The 20,725-nt window shown below is 67.3% G+C and carries 22 protein-coding genes; 6 read left to right on the forward strand and 16 right to left on the reverse strand.

The window, feature by feature from the left end; translation table 11 throughout:
• Positions 1 to 27: 27 nt before the first annotated feature.
• The 12 genes from AC1RSI_RS14940 to AC1RSI_RS14995 all read right to left on the reverse strand — a co-directional run bounded on the left by AC1RSI_RS14940 (position 28) and on the right by AC1RSI_RS14995 (position 12,008).
• Entirely contained in the window at positions 28 to 402 is a 375-nt protein-coding gene (locus tag AC1RSI_RS14940) for a copper-binding protein (protein ID WP_447941550.1), read from the reverse strand.
• The gene (locus tag AC1RSI_RS14945; protein WP_447941551.1) at positions 399 to 3,548 is read right to left on the reverse strand and encodes an efflux RND transporter permease subunit; all 3,150 of its coding nucleotides are present in this window, start codon (positions 3,546 to 3,548) and stop codon (positions 399 to 401) included. The genes AC1RSI_RS14940 and AC1RSI_RS14945 overlap by 4 nt, the downstream gene beginning before the upstream one ends.
• Positions 3,545 to 4,837 carry an efflux RND transporter periplasmic adaptor subunit gene (locus AC1RSI_RS14950; protein ID WP_184270757.1) on the reverse strand — a complete coding sequence of 431 codons (1,293 nt, stop codon included), beginning with the start codon at positions 4,835 to 4,837 and terminating at the stop codon, positions 3,545 to 3,547. Before AC1RSI_RS14950 ends, AC1RSI_RS14945 begins: the two co-directional genes overlap by 4 nt.
• On the reverse strand, positions 4,834 to 6,090 hold the full coding sequence (locus tag AC1RSI_RS14955) for a TolC family protein (RefSeq protein WP_291752929.1): 1,257 nt from the start codon (positions 6,088 to 6,090) through the stop codon (positions 4,834 to 4,836). Before AC1RSI_RS14955 ends, AC1RSI_RS14950 begins: the two co-directional genes overlap by 4 nt.
• Positions 6,091 to 6,209: 119 nt before the next feature.
• Complete coding sequence (locus tag AC1RSI_RS14960; protein ID WP_291752931.1) at positions 6,210 to 6,575, reverse strand: hypothetical protein; 366 nt, start codon at positions 6,573 to 6,575, stop codon at positions 6,210 to 6,212.
• A gap of 106 nt (positions 6,576 to 6,681) precedes the next feature.
• Positions 6,682 to 7,077, reverse strand: coding sequence for a copper resistance CopC family protein (locus tag AC1RSI_RS14965; protein ID WP_291752933.1), 396 nt, complete (start codon positions 7,075 to 7,077; stop codon positions 6,682 to 6,684).
• Positions 7,078 to 7,091: 14 nt separating this feature from the next.
• Positions 7,092 to 7,481 carry a hypothetical protein gene (locus AC1RSI_RS14970; protein WP_291752935.1) on the reverse strand — a complete coding sequence of 130 codons (390 nt, stop codon included), beginning with the start codon at positions 7,479 to 7,481 and terminating at the stop codon, positions 7,092 to 7,094.
• A gap of 16 nt (positions 7,482 to 7,497) precedes the next feature.
• On the reverse strand, positions 7,498 to 8,490 hold the full coding sequence (locus AC1RSI_RS14975; protein ID WP_447941552.1) for a copper resistance protein B: 993 nt from the start codon (positions 8,488 to 8,490) through the stop codon (positions 7,498 to 7,500).
• A gap of 287 nt (positions 8,491 to 8,777) precedes the next feature.
• Positions 8,778 to 10,598 carry a copper resistance system multicopper oxidase gene (locus AC1RSI_RS14980; protein WP_291752939.1) on the reverse strand — a complete coding sequence of 607 codons (1,821 nt, stop codon included), beginning with the start codon at positions 10,596 to 10,598 and terminating at the stop codon, positions 8,778 to 8,780.
• Positions 10,599 to 10,729: 131 nt separating this feature from the next.
• Complete coding sequence (locus AC1RSI_RS14985) at positions 10,730 to 11,293, reverse strand: RNA polymerase sigma factor (protein WP_291752942.1); 564 nt, start codon at positions 11,291 to 11,293, stop codon at positions 10,730 to 10,732.
• Positions 11,294 to 11,298: 5 nt separating this feature from the next.
• Positions 11,299 to 11,739, reverse strand: a complete 441-nt coding sequence (locus tag AC1RSI_RS14990; protein ID WP_447941553.1) for a periplasmic heavy metal sensor — start codon at positions 11,737 to 11,739, stop codon at positions 11,299 to 11,301.
• Positions 11,739 to 12,008, reverse strand: coding sequence for a hypothetical protein (locus AC1RSI_RS14995; protein WP_291752946.1), 270 nt, complete (start codon positions 12,006 to 12,008; stop codon positions 11,739 to 11,741). Before AC1RSI_RS14995 ends, AC1RSI_RS14990 begins: the two co-directional genes overlap by 1 nt.
• A 244-nt stretch (positions 12,009 to 12,252) precedes the next feature.
• On the opposite strand from AC1RSI_RS14995, the gene AC1RSI_RS15000 reads away from it, so the two are divergent.
• Together AC1RSI_RS15000 and petA are read left to right on the forward strand one after the other, a co-directional pair.
• Entirely contained in the window at positions 12,253 to 12,732 is a 480-nt protein-coding gene (locus AC1RSI_RS15000) for a YybH family protein (protein ID WP_447941554.1), read from the forward strand.
• A 204-nt stretch (positions 12,733 to 12,936) separates the two neighbouring features.
• A complete protein-coding gene (gene petA / locus AC1RSI_RS15005; protein WP_291752950.1) occupies positions 12,937 to 13,482 on the forward strand; it encodes a ubiquinol-cytochrome c reductase iron-sulfur subunit in 546 nt (181 codons plus the stop codon).
• A gap of 92 nt (positions 13,483 to 13,574) precedes the next feature.
• Here the strand turns inward: petA and copD are convergent, their stop codons facing one another.
• The 3 genes from copD to AC1RSI_RS15020 form a co-directional block, all read right to left on the reverse strand.
• Complete coding sequence (gene copD, locus AC1RSI_RS15010; RefSeq protein ID WP_291752952.1) at positions 13,575 to 14,501, reverse strand: copper homeostasis membrane protein CopD; 927 nt, start codon at positions 14,499 to 14,501, stop codon at positions 13,575 to 13,577.
• Between the two features lie 3 nt (positions 14,502 to 14,504).
• Positions 14,505 to 14,900, reverse strand: coding sequence for a copper homeostasis periplasmic binding protein CopC (copC, locus tag AC1RSI_RS15015; RefSeq protein ID WP_291752955.1), 396 nt, complete (start codon positions 14,898 to 14,900; stop codon positions 14,505 to 14,507).
• A 64-nt stretch (positions 14,901 to 14,964) separates the two neighbouring features.
• Entirely contained in the window at positions 14,965 to 17,319 is a 2,355-nt protein-coding gene (locus AC1RSI_RS15020; protein ID WP_447941555.1) for a heavy metal translocating P-type ATPase, read from the reverse strand.
• Positions 17,320 to 17,474: 155 nt separating this feature from the next.
• Between AC1RSI_RS15020 and AC1RSI_RS15025 the strand changes: the two genes are divergently transcribed.
• A complete protein-coding gene (locus AC1RSI_RS15025; RefSeq protein WP_367118254.1) occupies positions 17,475 to 17,576 on the forward strand; it encodes a metal-sensing transcriptional repressor in 102 nt (33 codons plus the stop codon).
• A gap of 121 nt (positions 17,577 to 17,697) precedes the next feature.
• Positions 17,698 to 18,120, forward strand: a complete 423-nt coding sequence (cueR, locus tag AC1RSI_RS15030; RefSeq protein WP_291754413.1) for a Cu(I)-responsive transcriptional regulator — start codon at positions 17,698 to 17,700, stop codon at positions 18,118 to 18,120.
• 277 nt (positions 18,121 to 18,397) lie between these two features.
• Here the strand turns inward: cueR and AC1RSI_RS15035 are convergent, their stop codons facing one another.
• A complete protein-coding gene (locus tag AC1RSI_RS15035) occupies positions 18,398 to 18,997 on the reverse strand; it encodes a cation efflux transmembrane domain-containing protein (RefSeq protein ID WP_291754417.1) in 600 nt (199 codons plus the stop codon).
• 423 nt (positions 18,998 to 19,420) lie between these two features.
• Between AC1RSI_RS15035 and lspA the strand changes: the two genes are divergently transcribed.
• Positions 19,421 to 19,921: a signal peptidase II gene (gene lspA / locus AC1RSI_RS15040; protein ID WP_291754411.1), complete on the forward strand. Its 501-nt coding sequence runs from the start codon at positions 19,421 to 19,423 to the stop codon at positions 19,919 to 19,921.
• 331 nt (positions 19,922 to 20,252) lie between these two features.
• Positions 20,253 to 20,687: a MerR family transcriptional regulator gene (locus tag AC1RSI_RS15045; protein ID WP_291754409.1), complete on the forward strand. Its 435-nt coding sequence runs from the start codon at positions 20,253 to 20,255 to the stop codon at positions 20,685 to 20,687.
• Positions 20,688 to 20,725: the final 38 nt, after the last annotated feature.

The following is a 20,725-nucleotide window of genomic DNA, read 5'->3' on the forward strand; positions in this document are numbered from 1 at the left end:
CGGCCGGCGCCCTGCGGAACGGCCGGCCTATTGGGGCCGGATCGCAGTCACTTCGCTTTCACGACCGCGCACCGTCACATCGAACTGGATACGCTCGCCGACCCTGGCCTTTGCGACAACGGCCGGAGCCGCCTTGAAGCTCATGGTCATGGCGGGCCAGCCGACGCCCGGGATCGGACCATGGTCGATGGTGACGGAGCCCGTCGCCGCATCGACCTTCGTGATCACGCCCGATCCGGCGCCTAACTTGACGGCTTCGGCCGGGGCCATGGGCGTGGCGGCCATGTCGCCGGCGGCCGCCGGAGCGGCGGCCGGCGCCTCGACCGGCGCGGGCTCCGTCTTCTGACTACAGGCGGCGAGACCGATGACCAGACCGGCCGAGAGCATGAGGGCGTGCTTCATTTGGAATCTCCAGGGTTGGACGCGGGTTTTGGCGTCTTTCGACGACGAAGCAGAAGATAGCCGGCCGGGATCACCAGCATGGACAGCAGGGGCGCCGTCAGCATGCCGCCGATGACGGGCGCGGCGATGCGGCTCATGATTTCCGATCCGGCGCCATGGCCGATCAGGATCGGCAGCAGGCCGGCGATGATGACGGCGACGGTCATGGCCTTGGGCCGCACCCGAAGCAGCGCGCCTTCCCGGACCGCCGCCTCCACCTGATCGCGATCGGGGTTCGGCCCCCGATCCCTCAGCGCGTGCTTGAGGTAGATCAGCATCACCACGCCAAACTCGGCCGACAGGCCGGCCAGGGCGATGAAGCCGACGCCGGTCGCCACCGACTGGTGATAACCCAGCAGGTAGAGCATCCAGATTCCGCCAGTCAGGGCGAAGGGCAAGGTGGCCATGATCAGCAAGGCCTCATCGAAACGACCGAACGTCAGATACAGCAGAATGAAGATGATCACGAGCGTGACCGGCGCCACGATCTTGAGCCGGTTCGCCGCCCGCTCCAGATATTCGTACTGCCCCGAATAGGCAATGACGACGCCCTGGCTCAAACGCACGTCCCTGGCCACGGCCCTTTTCAGATCGGCGACGACGGACGCCAGATCGCGCCCCCGCACATCGACATAGACCCAGGTCGAGGGGCGGCCGTTCTCGGACTTCAGCATGGGCGGGCCGTCGGCGATCTCCAGCTTCGCGACCGTGCCCAGGGTGATCTGCTGGCCTGACGGCGTCAGGATCGGAAGCGCCCTCAGGTCCTCGAGGCTGTCGCGCAGTTCGCGCGGATAGCGCACATTGATCGGATAGCGGGCCAGGCCTTCGACCGTCTGGCCGATCGTCTCGCCGCCGATGGCGCTAGATACGATCGACTGGACATCGGCGATGTTCAGCCCGTATCGGCCCGCCGCCTGCCGGTCGATGTCGATATCGACATAGCGCCCCCCGGTCAGTCGCTCGGCCAGGGCCGAGGTGACGCCCGGCACGGTTTTGGCGACCTTCGCCACCTCGCCGCCGATGCGGTCGATCTCGGCAAGGTCGGCCCCGGAGACCTTGACCCCGACCGGGCTCTTGATCCCGGTCGCCAGCATGTCGGTGCGGTTGCGGATCGGAGACACCCAAAGATTGGCCAGGCCCGGCGCGCGCACGACGCGATCCAACTCCTCGACAAGTTTTTCCGGCGTCATGCCGGGCCGCCACTGGTCGCGCGGCTTGAACTGGATCGTGGTTTCGAACATTTCCAGCGGCGCGGCGTCGGTCGCGGTCTCGGCTCGCCCCGCCTTGCCGAACACGGTCGCGACCTCGGGCACGGAACGGATCATCCGGTCCGTCTGCTGCAGCAGTTCGGCGGCCTTGGCGACCGACAGCCCCGGCAGGGCCGTTGGCATGTAGAGCAGGTCGCCCTCGTCCATAGGCGGCAGGAACTCCCCGCCCAGCTGGCTCAAGGGCCAGGCGGTGGTGGCGAAGGCCAGGACCGCGATGGCCAGGGTGGTCCTAGGCCGTTTCAGAACCCAGTCCAGCGGATGACGATAGGCGCGCGTCAGTCCGCGATTGATGGGATTGCTCTGCTCGGCGGGTATTCGTCCCCGGATCAGATAGCCCATCAGCACGGGAACCAGAGTGATCGACAGGATGGCCGCTGCCGCCATGGCGTAGCTCTTGGTGAAGGCGAGCGGCGCGAACAGCCGCCCCTCCTGCGCCTGAAGCGTGAAGACCGGCACGAAGGACAGGGTGATGATCACGAGGCTGAGGAACAGCGCCGGGCCGACCTCGGCCGCCGCCTCGGTAATGACGGTCCAGCGCGCCTCTCCGGCCAGCTTCTCGCCAGGATGATCCTGCTCCCATCGTTCGATATGCTTGTGGGCGTTCTCGATCATGACGATCGCCCCATCGACCATGGCCCCGATGGCGATGGCGATCCCGCCCAGCGACATGATGTTGGCGTTCACCCCCTGGGCGTGCATCAGCAGAAGGGCCGCCAGCACCCCCAGCGGCAGGGTCAGGATGGCGACGAGGGCTGAACGCGCGTGCCACAGGAACAGGCCGCAGACGAGCGCGACGATGATGAACTCCTCGATCAGCTTGCGGCTGAGATTAGAGACGGCGCGGTCGATCAGTTGCGAACGGTCGTAGGTGGCGACCACTTCCACGCCCGGCGGCAGGCCCGCCTTCAGGATCTGGAGCTTGTCGCGCACGGCCTTGATGGTCGCCCGCGCGTTCTCGCCCGAGCGCAGCACCACCACCCCACCGGCTACCTCCCCCTCGCCGTTCAGTTCGGCGATGCTGCGCCGCATCTCCGGGCCGATCTGGATGGTCGCCACGTCGCCCAGGGTCACGGGCGCGCCCCCGGCCGCAGTGCGGATTGGTATGGCGCGGAAGTCGTCCAGATCGGTCAGATAGCCGTTGGCCCGGACCATGTATTCGGCCTCGGCCAGCTCCAGCACCGAGCCGCCTGTTTCGCCGTTGGCGCGCTGGACGGCCTCGACCGCCTGTTGGTGCATGACGCCGTAAGCAGCCAGTTTGATCGGGTCCAGAACGATCTGGTACTGCCGCACCATGCCGCCGATGGCCGCGACCTCGGCCACCCCCGGCACGGTCTTGAGCTCGTAGCGCAGAAACCAGTCCTGCAGGCTGCGAAGCTGCGCCAGGTCGTGACGCCCGGTCCGGTCGACCAGGGCGTATTGATAGATCCAGCCGACGCCGGTGGCGTCCGGCCCCAGCGCCGGCCGGGCGCTGTCGGGGAGTCTGGACTGGACCTGGCTGAGGTATTCCAGCACCCGCGAGCGGGCCCAATAGAGGTCGGTTCCGTCCTCGAACAGGACATAGACATAGCTGTCGCCGAAGAAGGAATAGCCGCGCACGGTCTTGGCGCCCGGCACCGACAGCATGGTGGTCGCCAGGGGATAGGTGACCTGGTTCTCGACGATCTGCGGGGCCTGGCCGGGGTAGCTGGTGCGGATGATGACCTGGACGTCCGACAGGTCCGGAAGAGCATCGACCGAGGTGTTCCTGACCGCCCAGAGCCCCGCGACCAGCAGGGCGAGCGCCGCCATCAGGACGAAGACCCGCCCCTTGACCGAGGCTCGGATGATCTGGGCGATCATCGGCCCGGCTCCATCTTCGCTGTCGGCTTGGGCGCGAGTGCGGCAGGGGGCGCAGCCCCGTCGATGGGCCGCGCCTCGACGCCCGACAGGCTGGCCTCGGAATCAATCAGAAACTGACCGGAAGCGATGACCCGCTCTCCGGCGCCCAGACCCGCCAGGATTTCCGTCTGGCCGCCGCTCTCTCGCCCGACGCGGACCAGAGCCGGCTGATAGCGCCCCTCAGGCAAGGCCAGCATGACGATGTCGCGCTGTCCCGTACGGATGACCGCCTCGGACGGAACCAGCAGCGCCGGCGTCGTCGCCCCGCCGAAAACGATCCGGCCGAACATGCCCGGCCGCAGACGCCCGCCCCGGTTCGCCATCTCGATGCGGCCCGTGAGGGTGCGGCTGTCGCCCGACACCTCCGGCAACAGGGCGGTCAGGCGGCCGGTGAAGCGTTCGGACGGGAAGGCCGAAAGAGTCGCCTCCACGGACTGTCCGACCCGCAGTTGTCCGGCCAGGGCCTCGGGGATGGCGGCGTTGAGCCAGACGGTCGACAGGCCGCTGATCTCGGCCAGGGCGGCGCCTTGCGGCACGCTCATGCCCGACCGGACCGCCAGCGTGCGGATCGCCCCGGCGATGGGGCTGGTGATGGTGATCGTGCTGTGCGGCCGTCCGCTTCGTTCGACCGAGGCGATTAGGCTGTCGGACATGCCCATCAGCACCAACCTTTGGCGCGCGGCCTGGATCAGCCGGGCGTCGCCGGTCCGGCGCACCGCCAGATACTCCGTCTGGGCTCCGCCCCAGCTGGGGACCAGGAGGTCGACCAGGGGCGCGCCCGCGGCGACGACATCGCCGGGCGCGCGGTCATAGACCCGCTGCACGAAGCCGTCGGCCCGGGACTGCACGATCGCCACGTCGCGCTGATTATAGTCGATCACGGCCGTGGCGTTCAGGTCGCCGCCCAGGGTTCCCATGCGCGCCGTCGCGTACCGGACCCCCAGATTCTGGGTCAGGGCCGGATCGATGCGCAGGCCGCCGGACGCCGCGCCCGCCCCGCCGCCCTCGTCGGCGTATTTGGCCACCAGGGGCATGTCCATGAAAGGCGACGGGCCCGGCTTGTCGAACTTCCGGTCGGGATACATCGGATCATAGTAGTAGAGCGGTTTGCGGCCTCCTGCCCCGTCAGCGGCGGGGGCGCCGGCGCCGTCGGATCGCTGACCGATCACCACGCCGGTCCCGACGCCGATCCCCACCAGCACCAGAGCGCCCAGGGCGACGCCGAGACGATTATAGCTGAACCCGCTCATCGGTCGCTCCCATAGGTCAGAGTGATTTCGGCGGCGTGACGCCTCAGCGCCGCCTCCTTGTCCAGCGCATCCAGCCGGGCGTTGGCCACGGCGGTGAAGGCCTGGACGATTTCGGCGAGCCCGATCCGACCGGCGGCATAGGCGGCGGTCTCCAGATCGGACTGCCGCACGACCGCCGGCAGGACGACGTCGCGCGCCCGGGTCCACTGATCGTGGTCCGTGGCGTGTTGGGCCAGATCGCGCCGTAGGTCCGCCTCCAACTGGCGACGCGCCGCCTCACGCTGGGCGCCGACCCTGCGCGCGTCGGCGGACCGCGCGGCGATCAAGGGTTCCTGACGCTGCCCCTGAAACAGCGGCAGGCGCACGCTGGCGCCCACCGAAACCATGTCGCCGAACGCCGGGTCGCGCCGCTGATAGCTGGCCTCGACCGACCAGTCCGGACGCCGTCCGGCCCTGGCCAGGTCGAGCTCGGCCTGGGCCCGTCGATCTTCGGCCTCGTAGGCCTTGAGCATGGGCAGGACCTCAAGGCCCATGCGCAAGGCTGACGGATCCGGCGCATCCAATGGCGGCGCGCCGTCCGTGGTCGGGGCGGGATCGCCGGTCCATCGGGTCAACACAGCGCGCGCGACCTCTCTCTCGGCGATCAGACGGCTGCGCCGATCGTCCAGCGCCGCCTTCAACTGGATCGGCGCCAGGGCCATGGCTGGACGATCCGCGCCCGACGCCACCCCGGACGGCGCAGCCTCCCAAAGCGGCTGAAGCGTGGCCAGGACGTCGTCCACAGCGGCCAGCTTGCGGTCTGAATAGTAGAGATCGATCCAGGCCAGGCCCGCCGCGATCCGCACCTCGCGCAGCGCCGAGGCGTCGTCGGCGACTGCAACGCCGATGGCGGCCTCGGCCAGGCGGCGTTCGGCGCGACGGCGCGCCCGGCTGGGCAACTCCTGCTCGACGCCGACCCGTAGGGCGGTGAAGTCGTCTTCGTTGAACCGGCCGGCCATGGGACCGGTCACGGGAAAGCCGTCCAGTCCGAATTTGAGACTGGGATCGGGCAGCCGCCCGGCCGCGACCACGGCCGCCCGGGCCGCGTCGACGCCCAGGGCGCTGGCGCGCAGATCAGGCGCGTCCTTGGCTGCGCGCGCCAAGGCGGCCTCGAACGTCAGGGGCTCGGCCTGGGCCGCCGCGACGCCTGACAGGCCGACGGCGGCGAGCGCTAGCAGGGTCGCCCTGGCCGCCGGTTTGAAACGGGGGAGCATGAAATCTTCCTTCGGAACAGCATGGCATCGGCCATGAACGGCGCGACGCACGGGGCATGGATTTCCATAGGCGTGACAGGACCCGCCGTGGGGCGCAGCCGATCAAACCAATGGGCGGTTCAGGCCTGCCGTTGAGGAGGAGAAAATAGCGGAGCCGGCCCGGCCCCTTCCCGCGTGATGTTCAAATTCACGAAGGCGATGACAAGCGGCGCGACGGGCGGCGGGATAAGGACCAGCGGCGGCAAGGGCGCGGCGACAGCGGCGCAGCCCATCTTGGCGACGCAATCCGGCGTCATGTCCTTGCAGCAGTCGCCGGGACCGCCGGATTCGTCGGCCGCCATGTCCATGGCTTCGGCGCAATCCATGGTTTCGGCTTCGACTTCGGCGCTGTGAAACACCTGGACAGGCATGGCGTGCGCCGTCGACTGGCCGAAGAATCCGGCCAGCGCCAAGACGATCAGGACTGTGCGGAGCAGATTCCACATCACAGCGTCAGGTTACGCGCTTTGAGCATCGACAAGTCAAGATCGCCGGAACGGCTCCGGTCGGCTGCCCATGAGTGGCGTGGACCGACCGGAGCCATGGCCGTTTCTAGTGGACCATGAAGCGGGCAGCGCCGCTCATGACGTGGCCGTCAGCGCCCTGGGCCGACCAGGCCAGAACGTGATTGCCCTTTCCGAGCGCAGGCAGGGAGACCGTCGCCGTCGTGCCGGCGGCGGCCTGAACGGGAACGGCCGTCGGACGGCCGCCGTCTGTCGCCAGCGTCAGGGACTTCAAGGTCATGGCATGGGGAAAGGTGATGGTGAAGGCGGTCGGCGCGGTCGAGGACATCGAGCCGTCGGCCGGCGAAGTCTGCACGCCGGCTGACGCAGGCGCGGCCATCGCCATGGAGCCATGACCCGCATGGGGATCAGCGGTCTGGGCGGAAGCGGCGCCGGCGGAAACCAGCATCGCGGCGGCGATCGCGAAGGGAATGAAATTACGCATCTTGGTTGTCTTCCTTAGTTCGGGCTTGGTTTCGGAGAGTGGTCCATGCCGGGCATGTCCGGCATGGTCGACATATCGTGGCCCGGCATGTCATGGCCCGGCATGGGCGCAGATTGGGGCTTGGTTTGCGACGGGCTCACGTTCGGGGTCTGGGACGGACGTCCGCGCTCACGCGCAGGCGTAGCCTTGACGGGTTCGGCCGCCTTCTCACCGGCGGGCGTGGCCTGCCCCGTCGGTGCGGTCGCGGAGGCAACCTCCGTAACCGGGGCGACGGTCGGGGCCATTGTGTTCGCGACCGGCTCGGCGACCGAGATCGCTTCCTTGGGTTGGGGCTGTTCGGCCGCCGGCTGACAGGCCGCCAACAGGCCTGTAGCCGCCAGCGCCGCAGCGATTTGAATCTTCATCATATTCTCCAAAATACTAGAACCAGGCCCTGATGCCGACCACCACTCGGGTGTCTTCGGCGCTTCGCCCTCGCGCTTCGGCGAAATCGCGCGTGGCGCCAAAGCTCCTGGTCCATTCGACCCCGACATAGGGCGCGAATTCTCGACGTATCTCGTACCGCAGACGTGCGCCGACCTGCAGGGTGGACAGACCTGATCCGATCCCCAGCTCCGGGATGTTTTCCGCCGACAGGTTCACCTCGGCGCGGGGCTGAAGGATCAGCTTCTGGGTGATCCTCTGATCATATTCGGCCTCGGCGCGCGCCGTCAGCTCGCCCTTGTTGGACAGGAAGGCTGCGGCGTCGACTTCAAACCAGTAGGGCGCCAGGCCCTGGACCCCGACGACAAGGTCAGTCCGGTCGCCCTCGGGCCGATAGGTCTGCCGCAGGCCCGTCTGGAAGTCGAAATAGGGGGTGAAGGCGCGGCTGTAGAGCCCCTGCAGCTCAGCCTCCTCGAGCGCTCCGCCGAACTCGCCCTCGCCTTCCGACTTCCACCAGAAGCGATGAATGTCACCGCCGTACCAGCCCTGGGCGTCCCAGGCGTAGCCCTCCTCACCGTCGACGGACGTCGCTTCCAGCTGGTCGATCATGACCGCGCCGACGCGAATGTCGCCGTTTTCAGCCACCAGACCCCTGCGCGCCGCCGCCATGTCCTCGGCGCTGAAGATCTGGTCCGCCACATGGGGAGGCCCGTCCAGCGCGGCGGCCGGAGGCGGCGCCTGGGGCGGGCGTCCGGGATTGTCCGCACTCGTCGGAACCTCCGGCGGCATGGCCATTCCAGCCATGCCGGACATGTCATGTCCGGCATGGGGATCCGTCTGCCCCAAGGGCGCCGAACTCATCGGCATCATAGACATGTCATGGCCGGCCGTCGCCGGCGCGGGCTGGGCCTGCCCCATGGTCGACATGTCGTGCCCCGCATGCGGGTCCGCCTGCCCTGCTGGCGCCGCACCCATTGGCATCGTGGACATGTCATGTCCGGCTTTCGCCGGCGCAGGCTGGGTCTGCCCCATGGCCGACATATCATGACCGCCGCTGGCGTGAGCGGGCACGCTTCCCGGGGGGCAGGCCGAGGCCGGAGACTGGCTCATTCCCGCGGTCCCTGTCGTCGCTGTCGTTGAACCCGGCGCGACGCATCCCTGCGTGGGGGACGGAGTCTGGCGCGGCGTCGGCGAGGTCGCACCGTGTCCGGCATGGCTCTGGGCCAGTGCGGGCGTGGCCGCCAGGATCAGAGGCAGCAGTGCAACGGAGAAACGGATCATGACCCCGCCCCTTCCATCGGACGAATGGTGACGACATTGAACATGCCGGCGTGCATGTGCATCAGCAGATGGCAGTGGAAGGCCCAGTCTCCCGGATTGTCGGCCGTGAGGTCGAAACTGACCTTGCCGCCCGGCGCGACGTTGACGGTGTGTTTCAGGGGCTGATGCCCGTCGGGCCCGCCCGTGACGAGCTCGAAGAAATGTCCATGGAGGTGGATCGGGTGCGCCATCATGGTGTCGTTCACTAGGGTCACCCGCACGCGTTCGTTCCGCTCGAAGCGGATTGGCTCGACCAGTTCCGAGAACTTGCGGCCATCGAAGCCCCACATGAACCGTTCCATGTTGCCGGTCAGGTGGATCTCCATGGAGCGGCTGGGCTCGCGCCTGTCCTTGTTCGGAGCCAGCGAGACCAGATCCGTGTAGACCAGCACACGGTGGTCGACCTTTTCCAGGCCCTGCGGCCGTTCGCCCATGCGGTTCATCGGCATAGGCGATATGGTCTGGACCCCTACGCCCACAGCCATATTGGGCGGCGCGTTCTGGGGATCGCGCATGTTCATAGCGCCCATGGACCCGTGATCCATTCCAGCCATGGCCTCGCCTACCGGGGCGGCGGCGCCGTGGTCCATCCCGGCCATTGAGCCATGGTCCATTCCGGCCATCGGCGCGGCGCCCATCCCCTCCATTCCGCTCATGCCGCCCATGTCGCCCATCCCCATGTCCTTCATGGTCAGGGTGGGCACCTCGCGCAGCGGCGGCACCTCCGCCGTCATGCCCAGACGCGGCGCCAGGGTGGCGCGGCCCATGCCGGAACGGTCGATGGCTTCGGAGACGATGGTGTAGGCCCGGTCCTCGGTCGGTCGGACGATGACGTCATAGGTCTCGGCGACCGAGATCTGGAACTCGTCGGTCTCGACCGGGCGCACATTCTCGCCGTCGGCCTGGACCACCGTCATGGCCAGACCCGGGATGCGGACGTTGAAGATCGACATGGCCGAGGCGTTGATGACGCGCAGACGCACTCGCTCGCCGGGCCGGAACAGGCCGGTCCAGTTCTCCTGCGGCCCGTGGCCGTTGATCAGATAGGTATAGGTCGAGCCGTTGACGTCGAGGATGTCGCGCGGGTCCATCCGCATGGCTCCCCACATCCGGCGGTCGGCGAGGCTCATGCCGTCCGATCCGTCCAGCAGGCCCGCGAGCGTCGTCCGATGGCGATTGAAATAGCCGGGGCTCTTCTTCAGCTTGGCCAGGATTTCATGCGGATGCATGAAGCTCCAGTCCGACAGGACCAGGACGTGCTCGCGATCATAGGCGACCGGATCGGCGCCCGCCGGATCGATGACGATGGGGCCGTAGTGGCCGAGCGCTTCCTGCAGCCCCGAATGGCTGTGATACCAAAAGGTCCCGGACTGACGGACCGGGAATTCATAGACAAAGGTCTCGCGCGGTTTGATGCCGGGAAAGCTGATCCCGGGCACTCCATCCATCTGGAAGGGCAGAAGGACGCCGTGCCAGTGGATCGAGGTGTCCTCGTCCAGTTGGTTCGAGACCGCCAGGCGAACATCCTGCCCCTCGCGAAGACGCAGGAGCGGGGCCGGGAGCATTCCGTTTATCGTTGTCGCCGTGGCCGTTCGACCATTCACGGTGAAGGGCGACTGCCCGACCGTCAGATCAATGCTTGCCCCGGTCAGGGTCGGGATATCCGCTCGCAAGCCGGGAGAACCGGTCTGCGCCCAGGCCGGCAGCAAACCTTGCATCCCCAAAAGACCGCCGCCAGCGACGGCGGCGTGCAGCAGGCTTCGACGATCAAGCGTCATGGCACAGTCCTCACCGCCGGTTCGATCCGAAAAGCGAACCTGGCTCTCCAATAGGATACGCACGCGAGACCGCCCGCCCCTCAGAGATGTCTGGTGCAGCAAGTCCGCAACGCGAACACAGTTCCAGCGGATCAGTTGGCGAGGCCGACCCGGAAATGCTGGGAAAGCTTCTGGCGAGCCCGGGCCACCCGCATTTCCACCGCCTTGGCGGAGAGGCCAAGGATCTCCGCGGCCTCGGCGTGACTGCGCTCCTCGATGGCCGTCAGCAGCAGCGGCTCCTTCAATTTCGGCGGCAGGGCGGCGATGGCCGCATGCAGGCGCTGCGCCTGTTCGGCGGCGTCATACTGGTCTTCCGCGCCGGCCTCATCGTCCGGAACGGCCAGGGCCTCGGCGGAGTGGAGATCGGTCGAGCCCGTGAACAGCCTGCGGATATTGCGGCGACGGCTCCAGTCCCGGCATTTGTTGATGGCGATCGTCCTCAGCCAGGCTTCGAAGGATCGTTCCGGCTCATAGCGATGGATGGCCAGCCAGGCGGCGGCATAGGCCTCCTGGACGAGATCATAGGTTTCATCGGCGTCGCCGACATAGCGGCGGACAAACCTGTAGAGACCCGCCTTGGTGTCCCGCACAAGCGTTTCGAAGGCCACGACATCGCCGCGGGCCGCTCGGTACTGCAGGGCTTGTCTTTCGTCCACGGACGCTATTGAACGTCGGCGGTGAGCGCCTCGACAACGCTCCGGTCGAAGCGTCGGGCCTGGGCCTCGTTCATCACCGTCCGCATCTCGAAGATGTGGGCGATGGTCGCCTGCTGCAGGCCGCCCATGGCGTCATGGAAGTGGTCGACGGCCGGCTGCACCGCCCGACTGTCTCCGTTGCTGATCCTGATCGCCTCGGCCAGTTCGCGATTGGCGGCCTGGACACGACCTTCCAGCTGGACGCGCTGCCCCGCGAACCGGGTTTCTATCCCCTCGATCCTGGCCAGTTGTTGCGCCGACAGATCGAGGTCCTTGTGAACGATCTCGTGCAGGGACGGCGGCGCCTGCTTGTTGAGCACCCAGCTGGCGCCGGCCCATGCGCCGACCCCGCTCGCCGCGGCGGCGAGCGCGACCGTCACGGCGATGGACTTCCAGGCGACGGCCATCAGCCCGCTTCCAGTCGCACCAGGGGCGACATCGCCGCCACCGAGAAGATCGACATCTCCGACGAAGACGTCTGCGCGAACGTCGCGCCCAGACCGCCGTTGGCGATCCCGATCACAAGGGCCATCGCCACGGCGGCCAAACGAATCCGGCCGGTCGCCCGCTGCGCCTGGATCGCTTTCACGCGGCTCCAGACGTCCTCCTCGAGCCGATCGAGCGCCACGCCGTCGCCGGACGCCGCGCGCCTCAGCCAGTTTTCAAGCTCATCCATGATCGGTGCCTTTCGACGTTCTTACTGGGGATACGCATGACCCGGCGCTCATCCCTCAAGACGGAGCCGTCGTCCCACTGTGGCGTATTTTGAGGGCACCAAGCCAGACCGTGCGTAGGGGAATTACAGCGGGTCTTCGCCGGGAGGGGCGAAAGCATGGTCATCACATGCCTGGATACGACCGTCGCCGGCGGATACCGGCCCGAACCCAGCCGTTCGTTCACAGCGACCAAGGAGAACCCCTTTGACCTATCGTTCCATGATCATCGCCGTCGCCGCCCTCGCCGCCCCGGTCATGATCCCAGCGCCCGCGCTGGCGCAAACGACCGCCGAGGCCGAAGTGGTCGCCGTGCTGGACGGCTACCGCGGCGCCCTTGAGGCGCTCAGCGCCTCCCGCTCCGAAACCTTCTTCTGGCCCGACGCCCAGGTCTTCGAGCAGGGCAGCGCGGAGGGCTCCATCTCCCAGTATCTGTCCCACCACCTGGCGCCTGAGCTTGAGGCATTCTCCAGCTTCGCCTTCCAGGACCATGCAACCAAGGCGACCGTCGTAGGCGACGTCGCCTACGCCACGGAGACCTATCGTTTCCGGATCGCCTTCAAGACGGCCGGCCGCGCACCGGTTGAACGTCGCGGCGTCGCCACGAGCGTCCTGAGGCAGCGTGACGGCGAATGGCGCATTATCAGCTATCACTCCTCAACCCGGGCGCCGCGACCGGCCTCCTGACACGCGCCTGCGTAGCGCCTGAACCGCGCATGGGCCCCGCGCTCTCGCGGCTCATGCGATCTCCTTTCCCGGCATCTCCCGTGCGGCCGAGGTCGGGAACCGGCCCGTCCGGCGCGCGGTTGATCCTGCAGGATCAGGTTCGCGGCGGCCGGAAGGGTTGCGCCCTCGCCGCGCCCGTCTCGGAACTCAGGGAGAAGAGCTCGAATGCCGCATCCGGACAGCAAGGCCGTTCTCTCCTCCTCGGACCTCACGGATCGGCGTGACTTCATCCATGTGGCCGCCGGGGCTCTGGCGGTCGGCGCCGTCGGCATGGCGCTCTGGCCGCTGATCAACTCCATGAACCCTGCCGCCGACACCCTGGCCCTCTCCTCGGTCGAGGTCGACTACGGCAAGGTCCAGCTCGGCCAGCAGATCGTGGTCAAATGGCGCGGAAAGCCGGTGTTCATCCGCCACCGCACCCCCAAGGAAATCGCCGAGGCGGTCGCGGACGACAATGCGGCGCTACGTGACCCTGCGACGGACGCCAGTCGTCACAAGCCCGGCAAACCCGAATGGCTGATCCTGATCGGCGTCTGCACCCATCTGGGGTGTATTCCGACCTTCGGGACGGGCGACTACGGCGGCTGGTTCTGCCCGTGCCACGGCTCCCACTACGACACCGCAGGCCGCATCCGGAAGGGCCCGGCGCCCAAGAACCTTTTCCTGCTGGACTACACCTTCCTGAACGAGACACGGGTCAAGCTCGGCTAGCAAACGTCCTCCCCCGCGCTGACGACGCAAGGGAGGACTTTATTCGCCCCGGGACGCCGAAGGCGGTGCAGGCCGGGTCGCGCGCGCTGACGTCACATCATCATGGCGGCGGGCGGCGCGAGCGTGCCCATCACGGCGACCAGCCCCAGAAGGATGACGGCCAAAAGCGTCTCCAGCACCAGGCTGCGTCGCAGAGCCCTGATCGCCGACGGCTTCTGGCTTTCATCCTCGAGGGCGCGATGAAGACAGGGCGTCAGGACAAAGCGATTGGACGCGGCAAGGGCCAGCATGCCGGCAAAGACCGCCAGTTTCGCACTCAGCAGAAGGCCGTAGGGCGTCGTCAGCAGCGCGCCCAGCCGGTCCGGACCGACCAGGAACCAGGTGTTCACCAGACCCGTGGCGACCAGAAGCCCCACCGCGAGCGTACCCATGCCGGCAAAGCCGTGCAGGGCGTCATGAGTAAGCCGGTCCCGCTCGGCGTCGCCATGGGGGATGGCCAGGAACAGGCCCAGCGCGGCCAGGGCGCCCAGCCACATGGCCGCAGCAGCGGCGTGGATGATATCCGCCGCGAGATGGACGACGCCCAGGGCGCCCTCGGTGGCGGCGCCGTGGCCGGTCCAGGCCAGGCTGGCGCAAACCATCAGCCCCAGGACCGTGAGGTCGATCCAGCCGGCGCGACCGGGTCGGAGCACGAGAAGCAGGACCCCCGCGAGGGCCGCGATCACCGCTCTCGCCAGAAAGGCGCGGCCGATTTCCATGTCGAGCGCCATATAGGCCAGGGAGGCCGGCTTCAGCGCCTCCGTCATCGACCCCGCCATGACGGCGGTTTGCAGGACCAGAGCCGCGAGCGAGGCGATCGCGGTCAAGAAGGCCGCAGCCAGCAGGGTCTTTCGCGGCCATCTCTCGACGGCCGCGTCCGACGTGGGCATCCTGAAGGCGAAGAACAGGGGCACGCCCAGCAGGAGCATGGCGCCCAGATACTGCGCCAGCCTCAGAAGGACGACCGCGAACTCCAGCATGGCTCAGCGCACGATGAAGGTCGTGGAGCCTGTCATGCGGTGGCCGTCGGGCGAGGCCACGCGCCAGTTGACCGTATAGGCCCCGGCGGCCAGGGCGGAGCGCGGGGACCCGCTCAGGGTCTTGCCGTCCTTGGAGACCTGGGCCTGAACGGGAATGACGGTTCCCTGGGCGTTGGCGACGTCAAAGCCGGAGAAGGCGGGCGCCATGCGCTCGCTGAAGGTGAGGCTGATGGTGCGCGGCGCCGCCACCGTGGCGCCGGTCGCCGGCGTGGCGCTGACGAGGCGGGCGTGGGCGTCGGCCTGGCCCGCGAAAACGGAAAGCGCGGCGACCGCGCCGGCCAGGGTTGCGATCTTGAAACGGTTCACGTTTGTCTCCTTGAGGAAGCGCCCCTCTCTCATGAATACGCAAGCCTGCGGTCTTCCCCTCAAGATCGCCTCCGACTGATCCAGGCGGCCCTGTCGTCTAGAGCCGGACGGCGCGGAGCCGCAGCGCATTGGCGATGACGCTGACCGAGGACAGGGCCATGGCAAGCGCCGCCAGCGCCGGCGACAGCATCAGGCCGAAGACCGGAAACAGGACGCCGGCCGCCACCGGAATCCCCAGGGTGTTGTAGCCGAAGGCGAACAGGAGATTCTGGCGGATGTTGCCCATGACGGCTTTGGACAGATGTCGCGCCCGAACGATGCCCTGGAGGTCGCCGCCCAGCAGGGTGACCCCGGCGCTTTCGATCGCCACATCGGAGCCGGCTCCCATGGCGACCCCGACGTCCGCCGCGGCCAGGGCCGGGGCGTCGTTGACGCCGTCTCCGGCCATGGCGACCACGCGGCCCTCGGCCCGAAGCTGCTGCACGACCGAAGCCTTGTCCTGGGGCAGCACCTCGGCGCGCACGTCGTCGATGCCCAGCCGGCGTGCGACGGCCTGCGCGGTCGTGCGGTTGTCGCCGGTCATCATCACCAGCCGAAGGCCTGCGGCCTTCAGGTCGCGGATGGCGTCAGCGGTCGTGGCCTTCACCGGATCGGCGATGCCGAGGACGCCGGCCACGGCGCCGTCGATCGCGACGAAGATGGCCGTAGCGCCCTCCTCCCGCAAAGTTTCGGCCTCGGCCTCGAGGGGCGCGACATCGACCCCGGCCTCCGTCAGGTAGCGGGCATTGCCCAGGAACAGACGACGGCCGTCGACCAGGCCGGTGACGCCTCGCCCGACCGGACTGTCGAACTCTGCAGCCTCGGAAAGCGTCAGGCCGCGATCGGCCGCCGCCCGCACGATGGCGTCAGCCAGGGGATGTTCGCTGCCCCGCTCGAGGCTGGCGGACAGGCGAAGAAGCTCGACGTCGTCAAAACCTTCGACCGCGCGGATTGTCGTCACCGACGGCCGTCCCTCGGTCAGGGTGCCGGTCTTGTCGAGCACCAGGGTGTCCACCTTCTCGAACCGCTCCAGCGCCTCGGCGTTCTTGATCAGGACGCCGGCGCGCGCGCCTCGCCCCACCCCCACCATGATCGAGATCGGCGTGGCGAGGCCCAGGGCGCAGGGGCAGGCGATGATGAGCACCGACACGGCCGCGACCAGGGCATAGGACAGGCGCGGGTCTGGCCCGACCAGACCCCAGACGACGGCGGCGACGGCGGCGATGCCGACGACGGCCGGCACGAACCAGCCAGAGACCAGGTCGGCAAGGCGCTGGATGGGCGCGCGGCTGCGCTGGGCCTGGGCCACCATCTGGACGATCTGGGCCAGAAGGGTGTCGGCGCCGACCTTGTCTGCGCGCATGAGGAAGGAGCCCGTCTTGTTCAGTGAACCGGCGATGACCCTGGCGCCGGCCTCCTTGGTGACCGGCATCGACTCACCCGTCACGAGGGATTCGTCGATGGCCACGCGGCCTTCGAGGATCTCGCCATCGACCGGAATCTTTTCACCCGGGCGGACGCGCAACCGGTCGCCGACCGTGACAAGGTCGAGGGTCACATCCTCGTCGGCGCCGTCGTCGCGCACACGGCGGGCGGTCTTGGGCGTCAGATCGAGCAGGGCCCGGATCGCGCCAGAGGTCTGTTCACGCGCGCGCAACTCCAGGACCTGGCCTACCAGGACGAGCACCGTGATCACCGCCGCCGCCTCGAAATAGACGGGCGCGCTGCCGTCCATGCGCAGCATGGCCGATGGAAACAGGCCCGGCGCCAAGACCGCGACGACGCTGTAGATCCAGGCTGCGCCCACGCCGAGGGCGATCAGGGTGAACATGTTGAGGCTTCGATTGAGGAGGGACTTCCATCCGCGCACGAAGAAGGGCCAGCCGGCCCACAGGACCACCGGCGTCGCCAGCGCGAACTGGATCCAGTTCGACGTCTGCCCGGGGATTCTGTCCATCAGTCCGGTCAGGTGACCGCCCATCTCCAGCGCGGCGACCGGCAGGGTGAAGACGGCGCCGACCCAGAGCCGCCGCGTGAAGTCCTTCAGTTCATGATTGGGCCCAGCCTCGGCGGTGACCGTCTCGGGCTCCAGCGCCATGCCGCAGATCGGACAGGAACCTGGCCCCTCCTGACGCACCTGCGGATGCATCGGACAGGTATAGATCGTCCCTGGAGTCGCCCGGGCCGACGGGGCCGCCTTCGACCTCTCGCCCAGGTATTGGGCCGGGTCCGCGACGAACTTCGTGCGACAGCCCCCCGAGCAGAAGACGTAGTCGTGTCCTTCGTGCACTGCGCGATGATTGGCGGCGGCGGCATCCACGGCCATGCCGCAGACCGGATCGATCGCCTTTCCGCCTTCATGCGAAAAGCCGCCGCGAGCATGGCTATGGCGTGGGTCGTGGGCCGTCGGCATGGCGTCACTCCTGTCAGCGCCCGCCCGGCCGAAACTCTTGAAGGATATGGTTCAAGACGCGCTGGAAGAGTATGCTGAACCTTCTATCAAGACCGATGATGCAGTCGGAAACAAGCCCAAGCTGCTGAACTGATCGGAACAGCGCTGAAGCTCAGCTGCAGGGCGTAACGCGGATGGCGGCGGATGATCGCTACTGTATCGAAGTACCGGTCAGGACCCAGGCGAAGCGCGCCGCCTTGCAGCAGGTCGGACAATGAAGTCCTGAAAGGCCGCCTGGCCGCATGCCTCATGGCGCGTTGACAGGAGACGCCCCAAAACCCGAAACTCGAGAATCTTCAAGCCTTCGAACCTTGAAACCCGCACCACGGGAGGTTCAGCGTGAATATTGGCCAGGCCTCCCGAGCCACAGGCGTGTCCGCCGAAATGATCCGCTATTACGAATCCACAGGACTGATCCGGCCGGCGGACCGCACCGGCGGCAACTATCGCGCCGTCGGCGATCGCGACGTCAACGAGCTCCGGTTCATCCGCCGCGCCCGCAATCTCGGCTTCTCGGTCGAGGAGATCGCCATACTGCTCTCCCTGTGGCGCGACCGGACGCGGCCCAGCCGGGAGGTCAAGGCCGTCGCCGAGCAGCGCATCGCCGACCTTCAGGCGCGCATCGCCGAAATGCAGGCCATGGCCGACACCCTGGAGACCCTAGCGCGATGTTGCGCAGGCGACGATCGGCCTGATTGCCCAATCCTCCAGGACCTGGCTAGGCACGCCGCGAAAGCGAACCACGTCCCATCGGGGCCATAGGCATTGGGAGGAGCACTATGAGCGGCGTTCTGCCGCTCCTGGACCAACTGCCAGGTCGAGCGGATGAACGGGACGCTCAAGGAGGCCACCGTCCGCCGCTATACGCTACACCCGTCATAAACGGCCCAGAACCTTAACACCTGGACGCCTACAACTTCGCCTAACGGCTTAAGACCCTGAACCGACTCACACCCTGCGAAGCCACCTGCAAGGCCTGGACTAATGAACCACGCCGCTTCCGATGCGATCTAACCCGCCTAACCTATGGACTGAACACCTAGCCTTTGGAGGCGCTTTCGTCTGAGGTCCGGGCGTCCTCGAGAATCTCGAGACCGCCCTTCGCCGCGATCCCGGCGACGACGACGCCAACCACCAGGTCAGGCCAGGATTGATTCAACCACAGGACCAGCGCGCCGGCGACGAGGATGCCGCCATTCGACGCGAAGTCGTTGAAGCTGAAGGTCTCGGCAGCACGCAGGTTAACGTCGCCGCCTCCCAGACGCCGCATCAACTGGAGGCAGACCAGGTTGACCGCCGCCGCGACGACGGCCAGGCTGATCATGGTCCAGCCGATCGGCTCGGTTCCCAGCCACCATCGGCGACCGGCGTCGATCAATACGCCCGCGGCGAAAATCAGCAAAAGAACGCCAGAAACTCTAGCCGCACGGCGCTTCCAGGTTAGGGCGCGGCCCACCGCCAGGAAGCTGATCCAGTAGATCAGGCTGTCGGAAGCATTGTCGAGCGCATTGGCCAGCAAGGCGCTGGAGTCCGCCAGCAATCCGCCGAGCCCGAGCCCGGCGAACAGCAGGCCATTCAAGATCAGCACGATGATCAGCGTTCGCCGCTGACGGTCGTGCTCGGCATTCGATGTCATCATACGAAATCCACCCTCCAAAGCAAAGTTCGGCCGCCAGCATCGGCTGGCATACAGGCGGTGGTGGCCTCTCAATGAAGCACGGTAGCGCTGGCGTACCGCCACCCTCAACGGCACCAGGATCAACCCCGCCGCCGAGCAAACGAAGGCCCGCTCTGGCGATCAGATTAGGCAGCCACACCGCCAGACCCATCCCGCAACCGTATAGCTCTAGACGAGGTGCGCCTCAACCCCGCCTCAGGCCGCCGGTTCCAAGATTGGGATGCTCAACCTTAGATCCCCACCTGCCGGCCGCATGATAAATCCTCCCGCCGCTCGAGCATTAAGTCGAAGATGCGCATTCTCTCGCGCCACTGACGAAGGGACTTGATCCTCTAGCACCTAGAGGATCCACAAGAAGTCGAAACGACAGGAGGATTCACGATCATGGTGTTCACGGAGCGCCGAGGCGTTGGGGGGCTCAGACTACAGGCGACGGCGCTCGGATTCGCCGTGGCGGTCGCCGCCATCGACCAAGCCACCAAGGCCCTGGCCCGCGCTCACCTCGACGTCGCGGTGGATCTCACATCCTTCCTCGCGCTGCGACTGGGATTCAATCCGGGCGTCACTTTCGGCCTTTTCGCCGGCTCCGGCGACGTGGGGCGGTGGACTCTGAGCGTCGTCTCGCTGCTGATCATAGCCGTACTGTCGGCCTGGGCCTGGCGGACCCGCACGCCGTTGCTCGCAGCGGGCCTGAGCCTCTTGGTCGGCGGCGCGTTCGGAAATCTGCTGGACCGCCTGAGGTTCGGCGCCGTCACGGACTTCATCGATCTCCACTGGGGCGACGCCCGCTGGCCTACGTTCAACCTCGCCGACACGGCCATCGTCTGCGGCGTCGGCCTGATTTTGCTGGCCTCGCGAAGCCGTACGGCCGCCGAGGCCCAGTAGTTCCCATGGATCCCTCCTTCAGAACTCCCTCGAACAGACCGTCTAGGCCATCGGCGCCCATCTCATCCTCGCCACAGTATTGCGGGGCGAGAAATGATCTTGCTTCCGGTTCTGGCGGCGCTCTATTTCGTCGGCCGGGCGATGTTCGCCGTCGGCGACGCCAAGGGCGCCGCCGCCTGCGCCTCCGGCATGGCGCTCACCGGCGCCTTGACACTGGCGGCCTTCGGCTTCGCCCTTGTCCTTATAGGCCTCGGCCGGCGGCTCTCACGTGCTGGCCCGTCCTACGGCCTTTCCGCTTCTGTTCTTTGGCCTTCCGACCCATGGTGGCGCAATGACCCTGCCCTCTCCTGCTTCGTCGCCGTTGCGCCCGATCGGCAAGCTCGCGGCCGCCACAGGTGTCAAGGTTCCGACCATCCGGTTCTACGAGGAGATCGGGCTGCTTCCTGCGCCGCCCCGGACCGCCAGCGATCGGCGAATGTATAACGACGAGGCAGTGCGGCGCCTTTCGTTCATCCGTCAAGCGCGCCACTTAGGCTTCGCCCTGGATTCGATCCGCTCCCTGCTGGACCTGTCCGATCATCCCGACCTGCCCTGCGACGAAGCGAACGCTATCGCCGAGCGTCACCTGGCCGAGGTGAGGCGGAAGATCGCCCAGCTGCAAGCCCTCCAGAGCGAACTTTCGCGAATGACCGCGGAATGCGCCGGCGGCCGGGTCTCCGCCTGCAAGGTGATCGAAGCCCTGCACGATCATTCGGCGTCGCATTAAACACGACAGCCACCGGACTCCGATGCTAATGCGAGCCG

It is taken from the genome of Brevundimonas sp. GW821-FHT10E09, from assembly GCF_058809375.1.

Coding starts and splice junctions, on each gene's coding strand:
- AC1RSI_RS14945 (WP_447941551.1), bottom strand. CDS start 3,548: ATGATCGCCCAGATCATCCGAGCCTCGGTCAAGGGGCGGGTCTTCGTC.
- AC1RSI_RS14940 (WP_447941550.1), bottom strand. CDS start 402: ATGAAGCACGCCCTCATGCTCTCGGCCGGTCTGGTCATCGGTCTCGCC.
- AC1RSI_RS15020 (WP_447941555.1), bottom strand. CDS start 17,319: ATGCCGACGGCCCACGACCCACGCCATAGCCATGCTCGCGGCGGCTTT.
- AC1RSI_RS14970 (WP_291752935.1), bottom strand. CDS start 7,481: ATGAAGATTCAAATCGCTGCGGCGCTGGCGGCTACAGGCCTGTTGGCG.
- AC1RSI_RS14980 (WP_291752939.1), bottom strand. CDS start 10,598: ATGACGCTTGATCGTCGAAGCCTGCTGCACGCCGCCGTCGCTGGCGGC.
- AC1RSI_RS14960 (WP_291752931.1), bottom strand. CDS start 6,575: ATGTGGAATCTGCTCCGCACAGTCCTGATCGTCTTGGCGCTGGCCGGA.
- petA (WP_291752950.1), top strand. CDS start 12,937: ATGCCGCATCCGGACAGCAAGGCCGTTCTCTCCTCCTCGGACCTCACG.
- AC1RSI_RS15045 (WP_291754409.1), top strand. CDS start 20,253: ATGACCCTGCCCTCTCCTGCTTCGTCGCCGTTGCGCCCGATCGGCAAG.
- AC1RSI_RS14975 (WP_447941552.1), bottom strand. CDS start 8,490: ATGTCCACGATGCCAATGGGTGCGGCGCCAGCAGGGCAGGCGGACCCG.
- AC1RSI_RS14950 (WP_184270757.1), bottom strand. CDS start 4,837: ATGAGCGGGTTCAGCTATAATCGTCTCGGCGTCGCCCTGGGCGCTCTG.
- AC1RSI_RS15035 (WP_291754417.1), bottom strand. CDS start 18,997: ATGATGACATCGAATGCCGAGCACGACCGTCAGCGGCGAACGCTGATC.
- AC1RSI_RS14955 (WP_291752929.1), bottom strand. CDS start 6,090: ATGCTCCCCCGTTTCAAACCGGCGGCCAGGGCGACCCTGCTAGCGCTC.
- copD (WP_291752952.1), bottom strand. CDS start 14,501: ATGCTGGAGTTCGCGGTCGTCCTTCTGAGGCTGGCGCAGTATCTGGGC.
- lspA (WP_291754411.1), top strand. CDS start 19,421: ATGGTGTTCACGGAGCGCCGAGGCGTTGGGGGGCTCAGACTACAGGCG.
- AC1RSI_RS14995 (WP_291752946.1), bottom strand. CDS start 12,008: ATGGATGAGCTTGAAAACTGGCTGAGGCGCGCGGCGTCCGGCGACGGC.
- AC1RSI_RS14990 (WP_447941553.1), bottom strand. CDS start 11,739: ATGGCCGTCGCCTGGAAGTCCATCGCCGTGACGGTCGCGCTCGCCGCC.
- AC1RSI_RS14965 (WP_291752933.1), bottom strand. CDS start 7,077: ATGCGTAATTTCATTCCCTTCGCGATCGCCGCCGCGATGCTGGTTTCC.
- copC (WP_291752955.1), bottom strand. CDS start 14,900: ATGAGAGAGGGGCGCTTCCTCAAGGAGACAAACGTGAACCGTTTCAAG.